The following is a 20,427-nucleotide window of genomic DNA, read 5'->3' on the forward strand; positions in this document are numbered from 1 at the left end:
CCCATGCAAGCCTGGATCACCTTATTAACCCAACCGGCCTATCTGCTCGGGGTCAGGACGCTGCATCAATCGCTGCGGGAAGTGCAGAGCCGTTACCCGCTGGTGGTGATGGTCACCGACGATATCGATGCCCAAACGCGCGCGGCCCTGGCCGCCGAGGGATGCCTGGTGCGTACCGTCGCGCCGCTGCGGCCCGCGCCCGGAGTGACGGAAAATTATGCCTACGCCCGTTTCGCCGAGGTATGGACCAAACTGTGCGCCTGGAGCCTGACGGAATTTTCACGGCTGGTATTGCTGGACGCCGATATGCTGATCGTGAAAAACATGGATGAACTATTTGATCTGCCGCTGGCGCCGGATCGGATCGCCGCCTGCCATGCCTGCCGCTGCAACCCCAACCATATCGATACTTATCCGCAAGACTGGGTGCCCGGCAACTGTTATTACACCTACGGCGCCGGCGGCGATGCCCCCGACCTGCCGGACGGTTTTGTGCCCTATTTCAATTCCGGCACCATTGTGCTGACACCTGACGGAGACCTGTTCGCCGAACTGGCCGGCGGCCTGGCGGCGATTACCGACCTCGCCGCGTTCCCGTTCCCCGAACAGGACCTGCTGAACCGCTATTTCCAGGGACGCTGGCAGCCGCTCTCTTATCAATACAATGGGCTCAAAACCCTGTCGGTGCATCACCGCAATATTTGGCGTCCCGACCAGGTTAAAAATATTCATTTTATCCTGACCAAGCCGTGGCAATACGACCCGGCCCGGCCGGAAAACCGCCAAGACCCCTATTTCGGGCTGGTCAAACGCTGGTGGGATACCGCCGGCACGCTGGCCTGAGGGTCAGCCGGCCGCTTCCCGGCTGGCGGCGTTGATGGCAATGGTAATATCGATTTTATCGGCCGCGGCGCCGAGCAGCTTGGTCATGCCAAACGCCGAGCGGTAGATGGCGGTCACCGCGCTGAACGCCACGCGGCCCGACGCCGGTCCGGGAGAGGCCTGCGGCTTGAGCGTGGCCAGCAGGATCACCGGACGGACGACATCCCTGATTTGCAGGCTGCCGAACACCCGGTAATTCCCTCCGCCGGCGGGCACCACCCGACTGCTGGTAAAGGTCACCCGGGGATAGACCGGCTGGTTAAAAAAGCCGGCGCTTTTAAGCATCGTGGTCAGCAGCGGATTGTCCGCCTCCAGGCTGCTGACCGGGATATTCACCACGATCCGGTCGTGCAAGGCATTTTGCTCGTCAAGCTGGATATCGCCGGACACCTGGGAAAAACCGGCCTGGGACGTGGATATGCCCAGCATCCGCCACGACAGGTTGACGCTGGCGGCGGCGGGGTCGATGGCGTAATGCCGTGCCTGGGCGAATGCGCTTGGCCCGCCGAAGGCGCCGGACAATATAATGGCCATGATAAAGGCTCTGGCGCGTTGCATGGTTATCTCCCGTGAGGTGGCTTATGGAGATAACGTTTCAACCGGCTTTTTTATTCGACCGCGCTGTTTTATTCGACGCCGCCCTCCGTTTGTTCCATGGCGCCTCCGGCCGGTGATTCGCCCGCGGCGCGGTCGTTTCCCCGCGCCGCGGGCTCATCATCTTGCAGCGGCCGCTTGAACCACGGCGCCAAAAAAGTTTTCAGCCGGCCGCTCGCCGGCCGGCGAAACAGGCTCTCCGGCGCCCCGCTTTCCACAATCGATCCCCCGGCCATAAAAATCACCCGGGTGGAAATGGCGGCGGCAAAGCACATTTCATGGGTCGCCATCACCATGGTCATTCCCTGCCGGGCCAGCGCGTTAATCACGTCCAGCACCTCTTCCACCCGCTCGGGGTCCAGGGCGGAGGTGGGTTCGTCAAGCAGCAAAAGTTCCGGTTCCAGCGCCAGGGCGCGCGCAATGGCCACCCGTTGCTGCTGGCCGCCGGACAGCCGGCTGGGCCAGGCGGCGGCCCGGTCCGCCATGCCCACCTGCGCCAGGGCGGCGGCGGCGCGGCGCCTGGCCTCGTGACGGGGCAGCCGTTTCCCCAGGATCAGCGGCGCGGCGACATTTTCCAGCACCGATAGATGCGGCCAGAGGTTGAACTGCTGGAACACCATGGCCAGGGGGCGGCGCACCTCGGCGATATGCGCGGCGCGATCCCGGTCCCGCGGCTGCCGGCCCTGGCCGCGGTAGCCCAGCAGCCGCCCTTTAATCAGCACCTCCCCTTCGTCGTAGGCATCAAGGAAAGTCATGCAGCGCAGGACGGTGGTTTTGCCCGACCCCGACGGGCCGATCAGGGTAACCCTCTCGCCGACGCGCACCGCCAGATCCAGGCGGTTCAGCACGCGCTGGCCGCCAAACGACTTGCCGACCCCGCGCAACTCGATAATGGGTTGCCCGGTCATATTACTCTCCTCCCCGGAGGGAACGGCGGCCGATCCAGCCGATGCACAGGCTGACCCCCTGCGCCAACAGCCAGTAGCCCAGGATGAGCAGGCCATAGGGCACGATATAGCTATAGGTGTCGGCGACGATTTGCCCGGCGGTCATGGTCAGTTCGGGGACGGTGATCACGCACGCCGCGGCGCTCTCTTTGATGGTCGCGATAATCTGGTTGCCCAGCAGCGGCAGGCTGAAACGCAATGCCTGCGGGGTTTGGATAAACCAGAAGCTTTGCCAGGGCGGGATGGCGTGGACCAGGGCGGCCTCCAGCTGCCCGCGGCCGATGCTGTGCCAGGCGGCGCGGAATATTTCGCCGAAATAGGCGGCGCTGTAGAGCGCCAGGGACAAGATGGCGGCCTGCACCGCGCCGAGCATCACCCCCAGCGCGGGCAGGCCGAAATAAATCACCGCCAGCTGCGCCAGAAAAGGGGTGCCGCGAATCGCCCACACATAACACCGCCAGGATCGGCGCAGCAGCCGGTTGCGGCCGCATACGGCCTGCAGAACAAACCCCGCGAGCGCGCCGGCCCCTGCCGCGCACAGGCTGATACCGAGCGTGACGCCCATGGCGCGGGCAAAATCGGGCAGATACAGCGCCATATCGTTCACGATGCGTCCTGGCGCCAGCGCCGTTCAATATAACGCCCCAGCAGGGACAACAGGCTGGTCAACGCCAGATAGGCCAGGGCGGTGGCGCCATACGCCGCCAGCGGGCGGCAGGTGGCGGCGGCCATTTGCTGGCCTACCCGCATTACATCGGTGATGGCGATCACCGATACCACCGCCGAGGCCTTGACCACGTCGATCAGCTCGCTGACCAGCGACGGCAGGACCAGCCTGAGCACCTGCGGAATCTGGATATGCCAGAGCATGCGGCGCGGGCTGATACCGCTGACGACGGCGGCCTCCATTTGACCTGGGGGGATCGCCATGAAACCGCTGCGCAGGATTTGCGCCTGGTAGGCGGCGGTATTGAGGGTCAGCGCCAGCGCGGCGGCGATATGGCCGTTGAGGTCCAGCCCTAATTCACCGGGCGCATAGAAGCACAGCAGTACCTGGGCCAGCACCGGGGTACCGCGGAACAGGCTGATATAGGCCCCCGCGGCCCGGCGGCAGGGCGGCCAGCGGCTCGCCTGCAACCGGTAAACGGCCACCCCGACCCCAAAACCGGCGGCGATGGCCGCCGCGCACAGGGCGGCGGTGGTCATGGCCCCGTAGGCCAGCATGGGAAGCCAGGAGATCGGCAGCGGGATAAAATCGCGCATCGCTACCCCGTCTACAGGCCAGGGAGCGGCATGGCGTCGGCCGGCACGGCCATCTCGAAGCCAAACCATTTGCGCTGCAACCTGGCCATGGTGCCGTCGCGGTTGGCCTCGGCCAGGCCGTCGTTGAACAGCTCCACCAGGCTGGCGCTGTCCGCGTCCTTGCGCCCCATCCAGCCATAATAGCCGGTCGGGCCGAGCATCGGTTCAAGAACGGCGAACATGCCGGGCCGGCTGCTCATGACCGGTCCGAGATTGGAGAGGGACTGCGCGACGCCGTCCAGGCGCCGGTTGGCCAAATCCGCATAGGCTTCTTCAAAGCTGATATACTGTTTGACGGCTTTCAGGCCGGGTTTGCCGCTGGCGATTAGCCGCTGGTCGAAGTTCTGTAATATCCGCAACTGGCCCGATCCCGCCTGGGAGCCGATCGTTTTCCCGCTTAGGTCGTCCAGGGCCGCCAGGGAAGGATCATCCCGGCGTTTAAGCAGCGCCACGGTGGATTCGGCCACCGGCACGGTAATCGCGAAGCGCGCCATGCGCGGCTTGTTCACCGCGATCGCCGTCGCCGCGAAGTCGAATTTTTTGGCGTCCAGCCCCGGCAGCAGCCCCTGAAACGGTATATCGAGCTGTTTAACCCGTACGTCCGGCAGATGTTTCTCCATGACATAATTCAGCAGATCCACGTCATAACCGACGATTTTCCCGTCCCTGACAAACTCGAACGGCGCAAAGCGCGCTTCCGTCGCGATGGTCATGGTTTTGCCCGTTTTGATCCGCGCGAGCAGATCCGCATTCTGGGCCCGCGCGGCCGGGATGGCGGCGAACCCCATAACCGCCCAACAAAAGCAAAGAGTCTGTATGCGAAATTTCATAACCGCTCCGATTAACGTTGCCGCGCCGGCCACATCGGCGGACCTGGTCAGCAATATTAACCCGCTGTATTTCAACGGTTAATTAATTGAACGCCGAAAACCCCGCCGCGCGGCCAAGACGCCCGGTTTCAGGGGGGTTTACGGAAAATGCGCGATAACCGCGGCGGCGGGAGAATGCATCGGGTTGTGGAATGGTTTAACAGCAGCTACACTTTTTTAGTCTTTTTGCAACTAATGTTAGGCATTTGCATCTGTTCATTTTATTATCGACACCGTGCCAGCACCTCGTCTCGCAGCTAAGACTGTCGGATATTTTTCAACCTGATTGAACGTTAAACCAATCGATCGTAATTATATAGCCTGCTGATTTCCATGGATAATGTAGAAGTTTCCCGCTCGACCGCCTGGATGAGGGTCATTACCCTCGCTTTTGCCGCGTTTATCTTTAATACCTCCGAATTCGTCCCCGTCGGCCTGCTGACCGATATCGGCGAGAGTTTTTCGATGGCGACCGCCCAGGTCGGCCTGATGCTGACCATCTACGCCTGGATCGTGGCGCTGATGTCGCTGCCGTTCATGCTGCTGACCAGCAACGTTGAGCGGCGCGGGTTGCTGGTCAGTATTTTTATCCTGTTTATCGCCAGCCATATTCTGTCTTTCGTGGCCTGGAATTTCTGGGTGCTGGTTTTGTCGCGGATCGGCATCGCCATGGCCCACGCCATTTTCTGGTCGATTACCGCGTCCCTGGCGATCCGCGTGGCGCCCATGGGCAAAAAAACCCAGGCGCTCAGCATGCTGGCCACCGGCACCGCCCTGGCCATGGTGCTGGGATTGCCGCTGGGGCGGATTATCGGCCAGCTCTTGGGATGGCGGGTCACCTTCCTGATAATCGGCATCTTCGCCCTGGGTACGCTGATTTTCATCATGCGCCTGCTGCCCCGGCTGCCCAGCGAACATTCGGGTTCGCTGAAAAGCGTGCCGTTATTGCTCAAGCGCCCGGCGCTGGTGTCGCTCTATCTGCTGGCGGTGCTGATCGTGACGTCCCACTACAGCGTCTATAGCTATATCGAACCCTTTATCCGCAGCGCCGCGGCGATGGGGGATGATTACACCACCTTTTTACTGCTGGTGTTCGGCGGTTCCGGCATTATCGGCAGCGTGATATTCGGCATGTGCAGCAATAAATACCCCACCACGCTGCTGATAGCGTCCATTGTTTGCGTGGCGCTCTGCCTGCTGGTATTGCAGCTGGCGGCCGGCAGCAAACTGAGTTTTGCCCTGCTCAGCATTATCTGGGGCATGGCCTTTATGGCCATCGGCCTGAGCATGCAGGTGAAAGTCCTGTCCCTGGCGCCGGACGCCACGGACGTGGCCATGTCGCTGTTTTCGGGCATTTTCAATCTGGGCATCGGCGCCGGCGCGCTGCTGGGCAACCAATTTATCCTGCGTGCCGATATCGGCTATATCGGTTATATGGGCGCCGTGCTGGGCGCCCTCTCCCTGGGCTGGTGTCTGTTTATCTTCCGGCGCTACCAGCAACTGCGCCGCGAGTAATCCCCGCGCGGGCGGCTCCCCAGCCAGGCTCCCCGCGCGTCGGCCGATAGCAAAAAATCGTCAAGCCCGGCAGAGTGTGATGGGCTTCTCGTTTCGACGCAGCGTATTTTGTTAATTCTAAGCGCGGCAGCGGCGCGCAGTCGCCCTTTGCCATGGACGTGATTTGGCCATGGGACCGGCGGCGCGGCGACCGGAACAGACGTATTGGCAGCAGGGCGTGAGCGGGTATCATGAGCATTTTTGTGTCGAAAAAGCTGGTTAACTTTATCGTATTGGCCCAAACCAATAATATCGCCAAAGCCGCCGAAAAATTACATATGACCGCCTCCCCGTTTGGCAAAAGCATCGCCGCGCTGGAGGAGATGGTGGGGTACGAACTGTTCGCGCGCACCGACAACAGCATCAGCCTCAATAAAGCCGGCCAGGAGCTCTACCAGATGCTGTATCCCATCTACCAGCGGCTGGCGGGTATTGATACGGATATCATGCTGGCGGTCAACCATCACCAGAAAAACTGCGTTATCGGTATCGATACCGCCTACCCCACCATGATTTTCGATCAGCTGATAAGCTTTGGCGACAAGTTTGACGGTTTTACCACCAAACCTTTTGACTTCAACGAGAACGACCTGGTGTCCGGCCTGCTCGATCATGACGTGGATATGATTATTTCGCCCCAGCAGACGTCCACCCGCATCGCGGAAATCTCCAGTATGCTGATTACCGCGCTGCCGCCGCTGCGCCTGGGTTTCCTGGTATCGCGCATCCATGATAATGTGCCGGCCAGCGAGCTGTTGCACACCCTTCCCTGGCTGCAAATGCGCTTCCAGCACCGGGCCAATTTCGAATCCCTTATCGACTCCCACTTTCGTTATGCCGGCATTACGCCGACCATTATTTACCGTCCCTACAGCTTCCTGGCTAAAATCAGCGCCGTCAGCCGCGGGCAATTCCTGACGGTGGTGCCCCATTTCGCCTACCGGTTCGTGAATCCGGCCAGCCTGAAATATTTCGACGCCCCCAACCAGCCCATGTATATGCCGGAATACCTCTATTCGCTGAAAAACTGCAAAATGATCGGCCGGCTGGTGGAGGCCATCGAACATGACCGTAACGGCACCGCCGCCGGGCCGGACGCCTTATAACGCCAACATGCTGCCGTGTTCGAGCAGGTTTTGATGCAGGTCGAAGGCATGGGCCAGATCGTGATGGATATGGCCGCTTTTGCCCCGGGCCAGATACTGGTAGAGATACTCCTGGTACATCGGGTGCGCGCAGTTTTTAATTATGGTTTCCGCCCGCTGGAGCGGCGACAATCCGCGCAGGTCGGCCACGCCGTTTTCGGTGATAATCACCTTGACGCTGTGTTCGCTGTGGTCCACATGGGAACACATGGGCACAATGGTGGAAATTTTGCCGCCGCGGGCAATGGACGGCGCCATAAAGATCGACAGATACGCGTTGCGTTCAAAATCCCCGCTGCCGCCGATGCCGTTCATTAAATTGACCCCGGCCACGTGGGTGGAGTTGGCGTGGCCGTAGATATCGAACTCCAGGCCGACGTTGAGGGCTATCACGCCCAGCCGGCGAATAATTTCCGGATTATTGGAGATCTCCTGCGGCCGGAGCACGATGCGTTCGCTGAAAAAATCCATGTTGCCGTAAATATGTTGCAGCATGTCCGGCGGCACGGTCAGGCTGGACGCGCTGGCGCCGAGGATTTTACCCTGTTCAAGCAGGTCGATGACCGAGGACTGCAATACTTCCGAATACATCATAAACGGCGGGATTTCGGGGTTTTTCCCCAAGGCCTTGAGCACCGCGTTATTAATATTGCCCACCCCGCTTTGCAGGGGCAAAAAACCCGCCGGAATGCGCTGGGCGTGCAGCTCCGCCAGCAAAAACCGCTCCACGTTGCTGGCTATCGCCGTGCACAGCGGGTTTTCGACGCCGAACTCGGTAATTTGATCCGGCAGGTGGGTGTGCACCACCGCGACGATTTTCCGCGGGTCGATTTGCACAAAGTTTTCGCCGACCCGATCCAGGGTATGGAACACCGGCACCATGGTGCGCAGCGGCGGCGCGCCGAGGGAAACAATATCGCTCATCTCCCTGATGCGCGGGGAGTGGTAATCGTTTAATTCAATAATCACCCGCTGCGCCCGCTGCAAATAAACCGGCGCGTTGCCGATGCCGCTGGTCAGGTAAATCCGTCCTTCGGGGGTCACCGCCGACGCCTCGATGACGGCGATATCGATGGGGCCGAAAAAGCCGTAATTGACCATTTGCGCCACTTCGCTCAAGTGCAAATCAACGAAATTGACTTCGCCCTGATTGATCTTATCGCGCAGCACCGGCGCGGTCTGGTAAGGCGCGCGCCATTCAATGGCGTCGGCCTCGGCCAGCTGATTGTCCGCCAGCGCGCCGATGGACGCGCCGGTCAGCAATTTTATCTTGAAGGGCTGCTCCCGCCGGTGCAGGTCGGTGGCCCGCCGTGCCAGCGCCTCGGGCAGCGCCTTGGGCGCTCCGGCGGGAGTAAAGCCGCTGAACGCCACCATATTGCCGTGGGAAATCAATTGCGCGGCTTCGTCCGCCGTCATTACCGTATAATCCTGATTCATCTTGCACTCCCTTCGCCGGATCGCCGGGCTGCGTTAGTGGCCGAGAAAATTGGCTTTGCGTTTTTCCAGGAAAGCCGCCATCCCTTCCTGATAGTCCTGGCTGTCGTACACCACGCGCCGCAGGCCCTGGATGCGTTCGAACTCGTCGGAATTCAGCGTGTGCGCTTCGCCCAGCACCCGCAGTTCCTCTTTGATCACCGCCACCGCCAGCGGCGCCTTTTCAGCGATGGTGCAGGCCATCTTCATGGTGAAAGCTTCCAGCTCCTGCGGATCGACGATATGGTTGAGTATGCCGACGTTAAGCGCCCGCTGGGCGCTAATCGGCGCGGCGGTGAAAATCAGTTCCTTGACGATATGGAAGCCGGCGTCGCGGATCAGGTTGTGGATACCCACCAGGTTATAGGGCACCCCCAGATTGACCGGGGTCATGGAGAAGGTGGAAAGGTTGCTGGAGATAATAATGTCCGAACTCATGATCAGTTCAAACGCGCCGCCCCAGACGCTGCCCTCCACCATGGAGATAATCGGCTTGGGGAATTTCTGGATGGCGCGGGTAATCTGGCGCAGCGGATCGTCATAAGCCAGCGGATCGCGCCGGGTTTTCGGCAATTCATGAATATCATGCCCGGCGGAAAAAACCTTGGCCCCTTTTTGCGCGCGCAGAATCACGCAGCGGATATCGATATTATTCAAATCTTCCAGCGCCTGGAGGATATCGCGGATAAAAACCGCGCTCAGCGCATTGAGCTTTTTGGCATAATTAAATTCAATGATACCCACGCGGTTTTCTATCAGCACCTTAACAAATTCGTACGCCATAATTCATTTCCCTTAATGGTTTAACTTTTCGACGATAAATTGGGTGACGTTATTCACCCCGGCCCGCGGCGAGATGCGGTGGGTTTCCACCTGTTGCAGCGCTTGCCGGTATCGATCCTGGATATCATCGCGGGCAAACAGGGCCTGCAGGGTGTTTTCCTCTATTTGCTTGCGCATGGAATCCAGATGTTGTTGTTTACGCACCGCCGCCAGCCGATCGCCGCCCGCCATGTGCCGATAGAAGTCCCCGATGCCCTGCCAGATGGTATCGATACCCTGTTGATGCAGCGCGCTGCAGGTCAGCACCAGGGGCGCCCATTGCGGGTATTTTCGGCGCATGATATTGAGCGAGGACTGGTACATCTGGCGGGTGAGCATTACCTGGGGGCGGTTATCGCCATCATCTTTATTGATCACGATAATATCGGCCATTTCCATAATGCCTTTTTTAATGCCCTGCAGCTCATCGCCGGCGCCGGCCAGCTGCAGCGACAAAAAGCAGTCCACCAAATGGGCGATATCCACTTCGGATTGGCCGACGCCCACCGTTTCCACGATCACCACGTCATAACCCGCCGCCTCGCACAGCAACATCAGTTCGCGGGTACGGCGGCTGGTGCCCCCCAAATAACCCCCGGTGGGCACCGGGCGGATAAAGGCCCGCTCCGCCCGCGACAATAGCGACATGCGGGTTTTATCCCCCAGGATGCTGCCGCCGCTTAACGGACTGCTGGGGTCGATGGCAATCACCGCCACCTTCAGGCCCAGGGTCAGCAGATAGCTGCCCATGGCTTCCAGGAAGGTGCTTTTGCCGGCGCCCGGCACGCCGGTGATGCCCAATCGTTTCGCCCCGCCGGTGTGGGACATGATCCGATCCAGCAGGCGGGTCGCCGGCGCCTGGTGCGCCGGGTGGATGCTTTCAATCAGGGTCATCCCGCGCGCCAGCGCCACCCGATCGCCGGCCAGCAGGGGCGCCACCAGGCCGTCAACCTCGTCGGGGCTAATCATGGTAATCACTGATTTTGCTTAACACATCGCGCACGCTGGCCAGCATCGGCGTGCCCGGGCCGTAAATCGCCATCACGCCGCGGGCGTACAGGAAGTCGTAATCCTGCGGCGGGATCACCCCGCCCGCCACCACTTTGATATCTTGCCGGCCGTAACCGGCCAGCGCGTCGATCAGCGCCGGGATCAGCGTTTTGTGGCCCGCGGCCAGCGACGAGGCGCCGATCACGTGCACGTCATTTTCCACCGCCAGTTTGGCGATCTCTTCCGGGGTGGAAAACATCGGGCTGAGATCCACATCGAAACCAAGGTCGGAGTACGCGCTGGCAATCACTTTCACCCCGCGATCGTGGCCGTCCTGGCCCATCTTGGCCATTAATATCCGCGGCCGCCGGCCCTGCTGCGCCAGGAAACGATCGGTGGCCGCTTTGATATGCTCGAACTCCGCCGCCCCTTCCGCATTCTGGTGGTAGCTATTGGCGATAATGCCGGTGACGCAGTTGGTCTGCACCAGATAACGGCCGAAGGCCTGTTCAATGGCCGAGGAAATTTCCCCCAGGGTGGCGCGCAGCCGCGCGGCGTGAATCGCCGCGTCCAGCAGGTTGCCGCCGGCGGCGGCCGCGTGGCTGATTGCGGCCAGGGCGTCGGCCACCGCGGCGCTATCGCGGGTGGCGCGAATCTGCCGCAGGCGTTCCACCTGTTCCTGGCGCACCTTGACATTATCGATTTCCAGTACCGAGGTGGCGTCTTCGTGGGCCAGCTTATATTTATTGACGCCGACGATGACCCGCTGGCCCTGGTCAATCAGCGATTGCTGGCGGGCGGAAGCTTCCTCGATCATCCGTTTGGGCAGTCCCGCCTCGATAGCCTTGGCCATGCCGCCCACGTCGCCAATCCGGTGAATGATATCCCGCGCGTCTTTGACGATGCGATCGGTGAGATTTTCCACATAATAGGAGCCGGCCAGCGGATCGACGGTACGACAGACCGCGGATTCCTCCTGCAGGATGATTTGCGTATTGCGGGCGATGCGGGCGGAAAAGTCGGTGGGCAGGCCCAGGGCTTCGTCAAAGGCGTTGGTATGCAGCGACTGGGTGCCGCCCAGGGTGGCGGCCAGCGCCTCGATGGTGGTGCGGATCACGTTATTGTAGGGGTCCTGCTCGGTCAGGCTCCAGCCCGAAGTCTGGCAATGGGTACGCAGCGCCAGGGATTTCGGATTGGTGGACCCAAAGCTGCCGACCGCCTCGCTCCATAAAAAACGCGCGGCCCGCAGCATGGCGACATTCATAAATAAATCCATGCCGATGCCAAAGAAAAACGACAGGCGCGGCGCGAAGTCGTCTATATCCAGGCCGGCCGCCAGCGCCGCCTGAATATATTCGATACCGTCGGCAATGGTGAATGCCACCTGCTGGACGCAATTGGCCCCCGCTTCCCCCATATGGTAGCCGCTGATGCTGATGGTATTGAATTTCGGCATATTGCCGGAGCAATAGGCGATAATATCGGAAATAATGCGCATCGACGGTTTGGGGGGGTAAATATAGGTATTGCGGCACAGATACTCTTTAAGAATATCATTCTGGATGGTGCCGGTGAGTTGGGCGGTGGGCACCCCCTGCTCTTCGGCGGCCACGATATAAAACGCCATAATGGGGATCACCGCGCCGTTCATGGTCATGGAAACCGACATCTTATCCAGCGGGATCTGGTCGAACAGGATCTTCATATCTTCGACGCTATCGATGGCCACGCCGGCTTTGCCGACATCGCCGGACACCCGTTCATTATCCGAATCATAACCGCGGTGGGTGGGCAGATCGAACGCCACCGACAGCCCCTTTTGCCCCGCGGCCAGGTTGCGGCGATAAAAGGCGTTGGATTCCGTGGCGGTGGAAAACCCGGCGTATTGCCGGATGGTCCAGGGCTGGGCGGCGTACATGGTGGCGCGCGGGCCGCGAACGAACGGCGCCATACCCGGCAGCGAGCCGGTCACTTCCAGTCCCTCCAGGTCATCGGCGGTATACAGGGGTTTGATGGCGATTTCTTCCGCCGTCAGGGTGGTTAAATCGGCAACGCTTTTCCCTAGCCGCGCCAATTCCTTATTGGCAAGTTTTTCCCATGCCTCTAGCTGAGCCATTATTTTTCTCCGGGTAGAATATATAATTTTTTATTTTATCCAGACCTCTGCGGCGATACGTCAAGCGTCCTTGCCGAATAAAGGGAATCCGGCAATAACCTGTTTAATGTATTGGGATGTTCGCTGCTGGTCAGATTGAAATCTGTGGATGTAATATCGTTATGGTTATCCGCTTATGTCTGTATAAAATACCTGGAATTATAAATACCACCTTCCCCGGGGTTTTGCTCCCTCAAAAAATGCATGCTGAGCAATCATTATTTGCCGCATGGCGAAGAGCCGCCAAAGGTAGTGCTAAATCGATTAGGCCATAGCGGGATAAAGACGGGATATCGCCGGCGGACGCGGAGCGCGGCCGCCGGTTTCAGGAAGGCAACGGGTAGTTTATCCCGGTTAGAAATGGATCACGGTGCGAATGGATTTACCTTCATGCATCAAATCAAATGCGTCGTTGATCCGCTCAAGGGGCATGGTATGGGTAATAAAGGGATCGAGATTGATTTCACCGGTCATGGCCTGTTCCACCATGCCGGGCAATTGGGTGCGCCCCTTGACGCCGCCGAAGGCGGACCCGCGCCATACCCGGCCGGTAACCAGCTGGAAGGGACGGGTTTTGATCTCTTTGCCCGCGCCGGCCACGCCGATAATGATGCTTTCGCCCCAGCCTTTATGGCAGCATTCCAGCGCCGCGCGCATCACGTCCACATTGCCGATGCATTCAAAACTGAAATCCACCCCGCCGTCCGTCAATTCGACAATCACGTCCTGGATCGGCCGCTCGTGATCCTTGGGATTGATGCAATCGGTGGCGCCCATGGAGCGGGCCAGGTCGAATTTACCCGGATTGGTATCAATGGCGATAATCCGTCCCGCTTTGGCCTGCACCGCGCCCTGGATCGCCGCCAGTCCGATACCGCCCAGGCCGAAAATGGCCACCGTATCCCCCGCCTTGACCTTGGCGGTATTGTGCACCGCGCCGATGCCGGTGGTCACGCCGCAGCCCAGCAGGCACACCTTCTCCAGCGGGGCCTGGGGATTAACCACGGCCAGGGAAATTTCGGCCACCACGGTATATTCGCTAAAGGTGCTGGTGCCCATATAATGATAAATGGGCTGGCCGTTATAGGAAAAACGCGTGGTGCCGTCGGGCATCAGACCTTTGCCCTGGGTCGCCCGCACCGCCTGGCACAGATTGGTTTTACCGGATTTGCAAAATTTGCACACCCCGCATTCCGCGGTATACAGGGGAATCACATGATCGCCCGCTTTTACGCTGGTCACCCCTTCGCCCACTGCCACCACGATGCCGCCGCCCTCATGTCCCAGCACGGCGGGGAACACGCCCTCGGGGTCGTCCCCCGACAGGGTAAAGGCGTCGGTGTGGCATACGCCGGTATGGGTAATTTTCACCAGCACCTCCCCTTTTTGCGGCGGTGCGACATCAATCTCAACGATTTTAAGGGGCTGGCCCGGCGCAAAAGCAACGGCTGCACGAGATTTCATAGGGTTTCTCCAAAATAGATTGATACAAAAACCATTATTATCGCCAAAACGGATTTGCCGGCGGCGTTTTCACTTTAAATAGGCGCGCACCAGGCTGGCGACGCCGTTCACCCGCTCGGCTTTTTCCGCCTCGGACAACCCGTCCTGGCCCAGCTCATCGCGGATATGGATTTCCATGATTTCCGACATCAGGCCGTGGGACGCGCCGCGCACGGCGGCGATTTGCTGCAATAACGCACCGCAGTCCAGCCCGGCTTCCAGCCCGCGCTCCAGCGCTTCCACCTGGCCTTTAATGCGCCGCACCCGCAGCAGGATGCGCTGTTTATCGTCTAATGAACGCGGCATAACGCCACCTTATCCCAAACCATAGTATAGGGGGGTATAGTATAGCTATCACCAAAAAGATCAACCCCGCGCCGGGATGGCCTAATGATTATTTAACCAATGGCTACAATAGCTCCAGACGATAAGTATTACCCCACGGAAGGCCTATACTTGTCATACAAAACGCTTTACTTCCGTTTCATTACTAAATGTTTCATAAGGATATCATTTATCATGAGCGTTCAAACCGCCACAGCTTCGTCGATTAAAACCGTCAATCCGGCCACCAATAAAATTGAAAAACAATTTGACGCCATGTCCGACGAGCAAATTGAAACCATCCTGGCCCGGGCCGACGGCGCCTTTGCCCAGTGGAAAAAAGTGCCGTTCTCCCAGCGGGCCGAGCTGCTGCATAAAGTGGCGGCCATCATGCGCGAACAAAAAGAGGCGTTGGGCAAGCTTTGCACCATCGAGATGGGCAAACTGCTGTCCGAAGGCATCGGGGAAGTGCTGCTGTGCGCCGATATTTTTGATTACTACGCCGACAATGGCGAAGCGTTCCTGGCGGATAAACCCCTTGATACCCCGCTGGGCAGCGCCTTCCTGAGCTACGCGCCCATCGGCGTGCTGTTAAGCGTTCAGCCGTGGAATTTTCCGTTTTACCAAATCACCCGTTCCGCGGCGCCCAATATCATGGCCGGCAATACCATGGTATTAAAACATGCGTCCAACGTACCGCAATGCGCGGCGATTATGGAACAGATTTTCGCCCAGGCCGGCGTACCGGCCGGGGTTTATACCAACCTGTTTGTACCGGGGTCCAAAGTCTCGGCGTTGATCGGCGATAAGCGCATTAAAGGCGTCTCGCTCACCGGCAGCGAGTCCGCCGGTTCAAGCTTTGCCGCCGAAGCGGGCAAATACGTGAAAAAATCCACCCTGGAACTGGGCGGCAGCGATGCTTTTGTCGTTCTGGCGGATGCTGATCTGGATCTGGCGGTCAAAACCGCCGCCCTGGGGCGTTTATGGAATGCCGGCCAGGTGTGCGTTTCGCCCAAACGCATCATTGTCCTGGAAAGCGTGGCGCAAGCTTTTATCAGCAAGGCGCGGGCCATTTATGAAACCATCCGCATCGGCGATCCCCTGGACGCCGCCACCCAGTTGGCGCCCCTGAGCAGCGAAAAAGCGGCGCAGGAAATTATCGCCCAGGTGGAGACCGCGGTGAAACAAGGCGCGAAACTGGTATACGGCGGCCATCGCCTGGATCGTCCGGGCGCCTATATGGAACCGACGATTCTTACCGATATCAAACCCGGCACGGCGGCCTATGCCGAAGAAATTTTCGGGCCGGTACTGTGCATTTATGCGGTCAAGGATGAAGCGGCGGCCATTGCCTTGGCCAACGATTCGGTATTCGGACTGGGCGGCACCGTGTTTGGCACCGATACCGCCAAGGCCGTAGCGGTGGCGCGGCAAATCGATACCGGCATGGTATATATTAATCATACCACCGGTATTGCGCCTGAATTGCCGTTTGGCGGCACTAAAAATTCGGGTTATGGCCGTGAACAGTCCCCTGCCGGTATCCATGAATTCGTAAATGAAAAACTGATCCGGATCACCACGCCTGATGCCCCTTATTGATCGTCGGTGAGTCCCGATTAATTCTAATTGCCCTGCGGGCCGGATGCGTCAGCACCCGGCCCGTTCTTCATCTGCGAAACAAAATACCTGGTTACAATAACGGGTCAAAATAACTTTTTAAAATACCTTTCCAACATGCCTATCGCCTCTTTTGCCTTATTTTGTCAAAAAAATATTTTAAATTTTAAATAAAAGTTATATTGTTGTGTCATGGCAAAAATGTGACCTGCCGCTTAGGCATAAAAGGATATTTAGCTATAAAATCCGTTTTTTTATGGACAATTGCACAATACAGTGTGATGTTAGTCATATTTCTTAATGACATTTTAATTATCATACATAAACGTGATCTAACGCACAGTCACCGCTTTTCTCCAAAATAAACCCTATGTATCGCCATAATACTGGTCATTTGCATAATGACTTACCCCGCGCCCATTTTTATACTTCTGCTCACGGATACATTATGACGATTGGTATTTCGGTGTTTAATATCGCGTCCCTGAAGCGTCCCAAATACCCAAACCCTTATCTACAGACATAAATTTTAATTATGAGGCTTATGGTTGCCGCGGATTATTTTTCCGATCGGCGGGAGATGCCATAGGCCAAAAGCGTCAACGCGGAGATATATAATGGCGATTGAGACCACTTTGGAGAATAACGGCAAAACGCACGTGCGTTATTTTGTTCTGCTGTTTATTTTTATTATCACGGCGGTAAATTATGCCGATCGGGTAACGTTATCGATAGCCGGCGTCGCCGTCTCCCATGATTTGGGGTTGGACGTCGTCAACCTGGGGCAGATTTTCTCGGCTTTTGGCATTGCCTACCTGGTGATGCAGGTGCCCGGCGGATGGTTGCTGGATAAATTTGGTTCGATTAAAGTCTACAGCTATAGCCTGTTCTTCTGGTCGCTGTTTACCTTATTGCAGGGGTTTGTCGGCGTATTGTCGGTGCCCGCGGCCATCTTCTCGCTGTTTATGCTGCAATTTTTACTGGGTTTTGCCGAGGCGCCCGCGTTCCCGGCGAATGCGCGCATCGTCGCGGCCTGGTTTCCGGCCAAAGAACGCGCTACCGCGTCGTCGATTTTCAATGCGGCGCAATATTTCTCGCTGGCGATTTTCTCGCCGTTCCTGGGCTGGCTGGTCTATGCCTGGAGCTGGAAGCATGTGTTTACCGTAATGGGCGTCATCGGTTTCGTCCTGACCTTCCTGTGGATTAAATTTGTCCATAACCCGTTTGAATCCCCCTACGCCAACCGCGCCGAACTCGATTACATCGAGCAAGGGGGCGGCGTAGTGAACATGGATCAGAAAAAGTCGGCCAAAACCGGCCCGAAATGGAACTACGTTAAACAATTGCTGACCAGCCGCATGATGCTGGGGATCTTTTTTGGCCAGTATTTCCTCAACACCATTACCTGGTTCTTCCTGACCTGGTTCCCGATTTATTTGGTGCAGGAAAAAGGCATGAGCATCCTGAAGGTGGGTTTGATTGCCTCCATTCCGGCGCTGTGCGGTTTTGCCGGCGGCATATCGGGCGGCGTGGTATCCGACTTCCTGCTAAAACGCGGCTGCTCGCTGACCTTTGCGCGCAAAGCGCCTATCGTATTCGGCATGCTGCTGGCCTCCACCATGATCCTATGCAACTATACCGATAATACGGTGCTGGTGGTGGGGCTGATGGCGCTGGCGTTTTTCGGCAAGGGGTTCGGGGCGCTGGGCTGGCCGGTGATAGCAGATACCGCGCCCAAGGAGGTGATCGGGCTGTGCGGCGCCATCTTTAATGTGTTTGGCAACGTGGCGTCCATCGTCACCCCGCTGCTGATTGGTTATCTGGTGAAAAATCTGCATTCGTTCAACAGCGCGCTGATCTTCGTCGGCTGTTCGGCCATCATGTCCATGCTCTGCTATCTGCTGGTGGTAGGTAAAATCCAGCGGCTGGAGCTGAAAAAAGTGCCTGAATAGCCACGTTCGGCAGCCCGGACGCGCACGGCGCGGACCGCCGGCATAACTCATTATGCCAGGCCAGCGAGGCGCCCCGTAACGGGGCGCCTCGCTATTGCGGCCGGGATCAAAAATCGTAACCGACGGTCGCCACGATGGAGCGTTCCGCCCCCCAATAGCAATAGCCGATGCCGTAGCAGGCGGCGACATATTTCCGGTCGGTCAGATTATTGACATTCAACTGCACATACGCCCCCTTCAGTTCAGGGCCCCAGGCCGCCAGGTCCGCGCGCGCCGACAGATCCAGCAGCGTTACCGAGGGCACGCGCCGCGTGTTTTCATTATCCGCCCACTGCTTGCCGATATAGCGCACCCCGCCGCCCAGATTGATACCATAATCCGCCCGATATTGCGCCCACAGCGACGCCATGTGATCGGGGGTAATATAGGGCGTATTGCCGTTATTGCCGTCGATGGCATCCTTAAAGCGCAAATGGTTGTAAGTGTACCCGGCGATGCCGGTCAGACGATCGGTAAGCTGGGTGCGGGCTTCCAGCTCTACGCCCCGGGACTGCACTTTACCCGCCGGCTCATAATAGCTGCCCTGCACAATGCGGTTGGCCACATTCTTTTGCGTCAGGTCGTAAACCGCGGCGGTATATAGAGAGGATGTGCCCGGCGGCTGGTATTTCAGCCCCAGTTCATACTGTTCGCTGGTGGTGGGTTTGAGCAGGTTGCCGTCGGCCCCCGACAGCGCCTGGGGGGTAATGGCCTGGCTGTAGCTGGCGTAAGGCGAAATGCCGCTGTCAAAGGCATACAGCAGCGAGCCGCGTCCGCTGACATGGTCATCCTGGCGCCGGTAAGTCGTATCGCTATCGAGCAGGGAATTTTTGGCCACGATGCGATCGTAGCGACCGGAAACGTCCAAATGCCACTTATCCAGCACCATCTCATCCTGCAGATAGACCCCGCTTTGATAGTAGCGGCGCTTCGCATTGACCCGGGTGATCCCCGGCTGGGTCAGGGCATAATCCGTGTACAGCTGCGGCCCGCCGCTGACGCCGGTAAACGGATTAAGTTGGGTAGCGTAGGCGCTGTCGTCCCAAAGATCGTTAGTATATTCATGATATTCCCCACCCAGTACGACCTTGTGCCGTACGGCGCCGGTGGCGAAATCCGCCGCCAGCTGGTTATCGATGGCGTAGGCGGCCAGGGAAGAAAATTCACCGCTGTAATAGCGGTTAAGGGCGCTGCGGTCGGTGTTCCAGCCAATCTGGTAAACCTGCTGCTGGTCGACATTGGCATGGGTATAGCTGGCGTTGGAGCGGAAAGACCAGACCTCGTTGAATTGGTGATCAAATTCATAACTGTAGATTTGCTGGCGGCGTTTGAATTCATTGCGGCTGCTTTCGCCGTCAAAGAAGCTCCGGCCCAGCTTGGGCCCGCTGCTGGCATACAGGCTGCCGTCCGCCGGCACCGCGCTGTGATAACCCCCCGAGGGATCTTTTTGCAGATAGGCTCTTAGCAACAGCGAAGTATTTTCATCCGGCTGCCACAGCAGCGACGGCGCGATGGCATACCGCTCCTCGCGCTGGTGATCGTACATGGTATCGCTATTGCGGGTGATGCCGGTCAGGCGGAACGCCCATTGGTCGTTAAGGGCATCGGTATAATCGAACGCCGCGCCGGAAGTGGCATTATTGCCGGCGAGCAGTTTGACATGCCCTTCGCTGGCGAACTGCGGGCGCTTGGAGGTCATCATGACCAGGCCCCCGGGAATGGTTTGGCCATACAGCGCCGATGAAGGCCCGCGAATCACATCGATTCGCTCCAAAAACCAGGGGTCGATTTGCAAATTGTTATAACTGCCGCCGTCGCTCATCAGCCGCAGGCCGTCAAGGAAGGTGTTGGTGGTATCGCCGCCGTGAAAACCGCGCAGGGAAACGGTCTCATAACGCGTGGCCCCGCCGGCGAAATTGGTGAATACCCCGGGGGTATAATTCAGGGCGCTATTCACCGTCAATGCGCCCTGATCGTCCATTTGGCGGCGGGTGATCACCGACACGGACTGGCCGGTGGTTATCAGCGGTTTGTCGGTTTTCGTCGCCCCGCGGCTGGTTTGCGCCATGTACCCCCGGGTCGGGGCGTCGGCAGTATCCGCGGGCCCGGCGGCGGTAACGACCAGGGTATCGTCAGCGTAGGTGAACAACGGTGCCATAAACGCCAGAGAACAAAGCAGAGTGGAACGCTTTAAGCTAAAAACCCTTCTCATTTTATCTTTCCATTGACCAATAATGATAACATCCCACCGCCAGA

Annotated in this window: 17 protein-coding genes; 5 read left to right on the forward strand and 12 right to left on the reverse strand. The window is 58.4% G+C overall.

All coding sequences use genetic code 11. From position 1 onward, the window contains the following. Positions 1 to 3: 3 nt before the first annotated feature. Complete coding sequence (locus tag ACL2XP_RS17035) at positions 4 to 843, forward strand: glycosyltransferase family 8 protein (protein WP_413734081.1); 840 nt, start codon at positions 4 to 6, stop codon at positions 841 to 843. A 3-nt stretch (positions 844 to 846) separates the two neighbouring features. On the opposite strand, the gene ACL2XP_RS17040 is transcribed toward ACL2XP_RS17035, so the two are convergent. The 5 genes from ACL2XP_RS17040 to ACL2XP_RS17060 form a co-directional block, all read right to left on the reverse strand. Then, on the reverse strand, positions 847 to 1,440 hold the full coding sequence (locus ACL2XP_RS17040) for a YceI family protein (RefSeq protein WP_413734083.1): 594 nt from the start codon (positions 1,438 to 1,440) through the stop codon (positions 847 to 849). Between the two features lie 68 nt (positions 1,441 to 1,508). Next, positions 1,509 to 2,384: an amino acid ABC transporter ATP-binding protein gene (locus ACL2XP_RS17045; RefSeq protein ID WP_413734085.1), complete on the reverse strand. Its 876-nt coding sequence runs from the start codon at positions 2,382 to 2,384 to the stop codon at positions 1,509 to 1,511. A gap of 1 nt (position 2,385) precedes the next feature. Further along, entirely contained in the window at positions 2,386 to 3,021 is a 636-nt protein-coding gene (locus ACL2XP_RS17050) for an amino acid ABC transporter permease (RefSeq protein ID WP_413739200.1), read from the reverse strand. A 5-nt stretch (positions 3,022 to 3,026) separates the two neighbouring features. Further along, positions 3,027 to 3,686 (reverse strand): amino acid ABC transporter permease, encoded by a 660-nt coding sequence (locus ACL2XP_RS17055; protein WP_413734087.1) that lies wholly within the window; start codon positions 3,684 to 3,686, stop codon positions 3,027 to 3,029. A gap of 11 nt (positions 3,687 to 3,697) precedes the next feature. Next, the gene (locus ACL2XP_RS17060) at positions 3,698 to 4,555 is read right to left on the reverse strand and encodes a transporter substrate-binding domain-containing protein (protein ID WP_413734089.1); all 858 of its coding nucleotides are present in this window, start codon (positions 4,553 to 4,555) and stop codon (positions 3,698 to 3,700) included. A 372-nt stretch (positions 4,556 to 4,927) separates the two neighbouring features. On the opposite strand from ACL2XP_RS17060, the gene ACL2XP_RS17065 reads away from it, so the two are divergent. Then, positions 4,928 to 6,109 carry a sugar transporter gene (locus ACL2XP_RS17065; protein ID WP_413734090.1) on the forward strand — a complete coding sequence of 394 codons (1,182 nt, stop codon included), beginning with the start codon at positions 4,928 to 4,930 and terminating at the stop codon, positions 6,107 to 6,109. Positions 6,110 to 6,339: 230 nt separating this feature from the next. Further along, complete coding sequence (gene srsR, locus ACL2XP_RS17070) at positions 6,340 to 7,254, forward strand: LysR family transcriptional regulator SrsR (protein ID WP_413734092.1); 915 nt, start codon at positions 6,340 to 6,342, stop codon at positions 7,252 to 7,254. On the opposite strand, the gene ACL2XP_RS17075 is transcribed toward srsR, so the two are convergent. The 6 genes from ACL2XP_RS17075 to ACL2XP_RS17100 all read right to left on the reverse strand — a co-directional run bounded on the left by ACL2XP_RS17075 (position 7,249) and on the right by ACL2XP_RS17100 (position 14,542). Then, complete coding sequence (locus ACL2XP_RS17075) at positions 7,249 to 8,730, reverse strand: succinate CoA transferase (protein ID WP_413734094.1); 1,482 nt, start codon at positions 8,728 to 8,730, stop codon at positions 7,249 to 7,251. The genes srsR and ACL2XP_RS17075 overlap by 6 nt on opposite strands. 33 nt (positions 8,731 to 8,763) lie before the next feature. Next, positions 8,764 to 9,549 (reverse strand): methylmalonyl-CoA decarboxylase, encoded by a 786-nt coding sequence (gene scpB / locus ACL2XP_RS17080; RefSeq protein ID WP_413734095.1) that lies wholly within the window; start codon positions 9,547 to 9,549, stop codon positions 8,764 to 8,766. A 12-nt stretch (positions 9,550 to 9,561) separates the two neighbouring features. Then, positions 9,562 to 10,557 carry a methylmalonyl Co-A mutase-associated GTPase MeaB gene (meaB, locus tag ACL2XP_RS17085; protein WP_413739201.1) on the reverse strand — a complete coding sequence of 332 codons (996 nt, stop codon included), beginning with the start codon at positions 10,555 to 10,557 and terminating at the stop codon, positions 9,562 to 9,564. After that, the gene (gene scpA / locus ACL2XP_RS17090; RefSeq protein ID WP_413734097.1) at positions 10,550 to 12,694 is read right to left on the reverse strand and encodes a methylmalonyl-CoA mutase; all 2,145 of its coding nucleotides are present in this window, start codon (positions 12,692 to 12,694) and stop codon (positions 10,550 to 10,552) included. The genes meaB and scpA overlap by 8 nt, the downstream gene beginning before the upstream one ends. Before the next feature lie 393 nt (positions 12,695 to 13,087). Further along, on the reverse strand, positions 13,088 to 14,197 hold the full coding sequence (locus ACL2XP_RS17095) for an S-(hydroxymethyl)glutathione dehydrogenase/class III alcohol dehydrogenase (RefSeq protein WP_413734098.1): 1,110 nt from the start codon (positions 14,195 to 14,197) through the stop codon (positions 13,088 to 13,090). A gap of 69 nt (positions 14,198 to 14,266) precedes the next feature. Next, entirely contained in the window at positions 14,267 to 14,542 is a 276-nt protein-coding gene (locus ACL2XP_RS17100) for a metal/formaldehyde-sensitive transcriptional repressor (protein ID WP_413734100.1), read from the reverse strand. Between the two features lie 213 nt (positions 14,543 to 14,755). On the opposite strand from ACL2XP_RS17100, the gene ACL2XP_RS17105 reads away from it, so the two are divergent. Beyond that, entirely contained in the window at positions 14,756 to 16,162 is a 1,407-nt protein-coding gene (locus ACL2XP_RS17105) for an NAD-dependent succinate-semialdehyde dehydrogenase (RefSeq protein WP_413734102.1), read from the forward strand. 635 nt (positions 16,163 to 16,797) lie between these two features. Beyond that, positions 16,798 to 18,132 carry an MFS transporter gene (locus ACL2XP_RS17110; RefSeq protein WP_413734104.1) on the forward strand — a complete coding sequence of 445 codons (1,335 nt, stop codon included), beginning with the start codon at positions 16,798 to 16,800 and terminating at the stop codon, positions 18,130 to 18,132. 106 nt (positions 18,133 to 18,238) lie between these two features. On the opposite strand, the gene ACL2XP_RS17115 is transcribed toward ACL2XP_RS17110, so the two are convergent. Then, positions 18,239 to 20,383, reverse strand: a complete 2,145-nt coding sequence (locus ACL2XP_RS17115) for a TonB-dependent siderophore receptor (RefSeq protein ID WP_413734106.1) — start codon at positions 20,381 to 20,383, stop codon at positions 18,239 to 18,241. Positions 20,384 to 20,427: the final 44 nt, after the last annotated feature.

The sequence above is a fragment of the Sodalis sp. RH21 genome, from assembly GCF_047324175.1.
Lineage (GTDB): Bacteria > Pseudomonadota > Gammaproteobacteria > Enterobacterales > Enterobacteriaceae > Acerihabitans.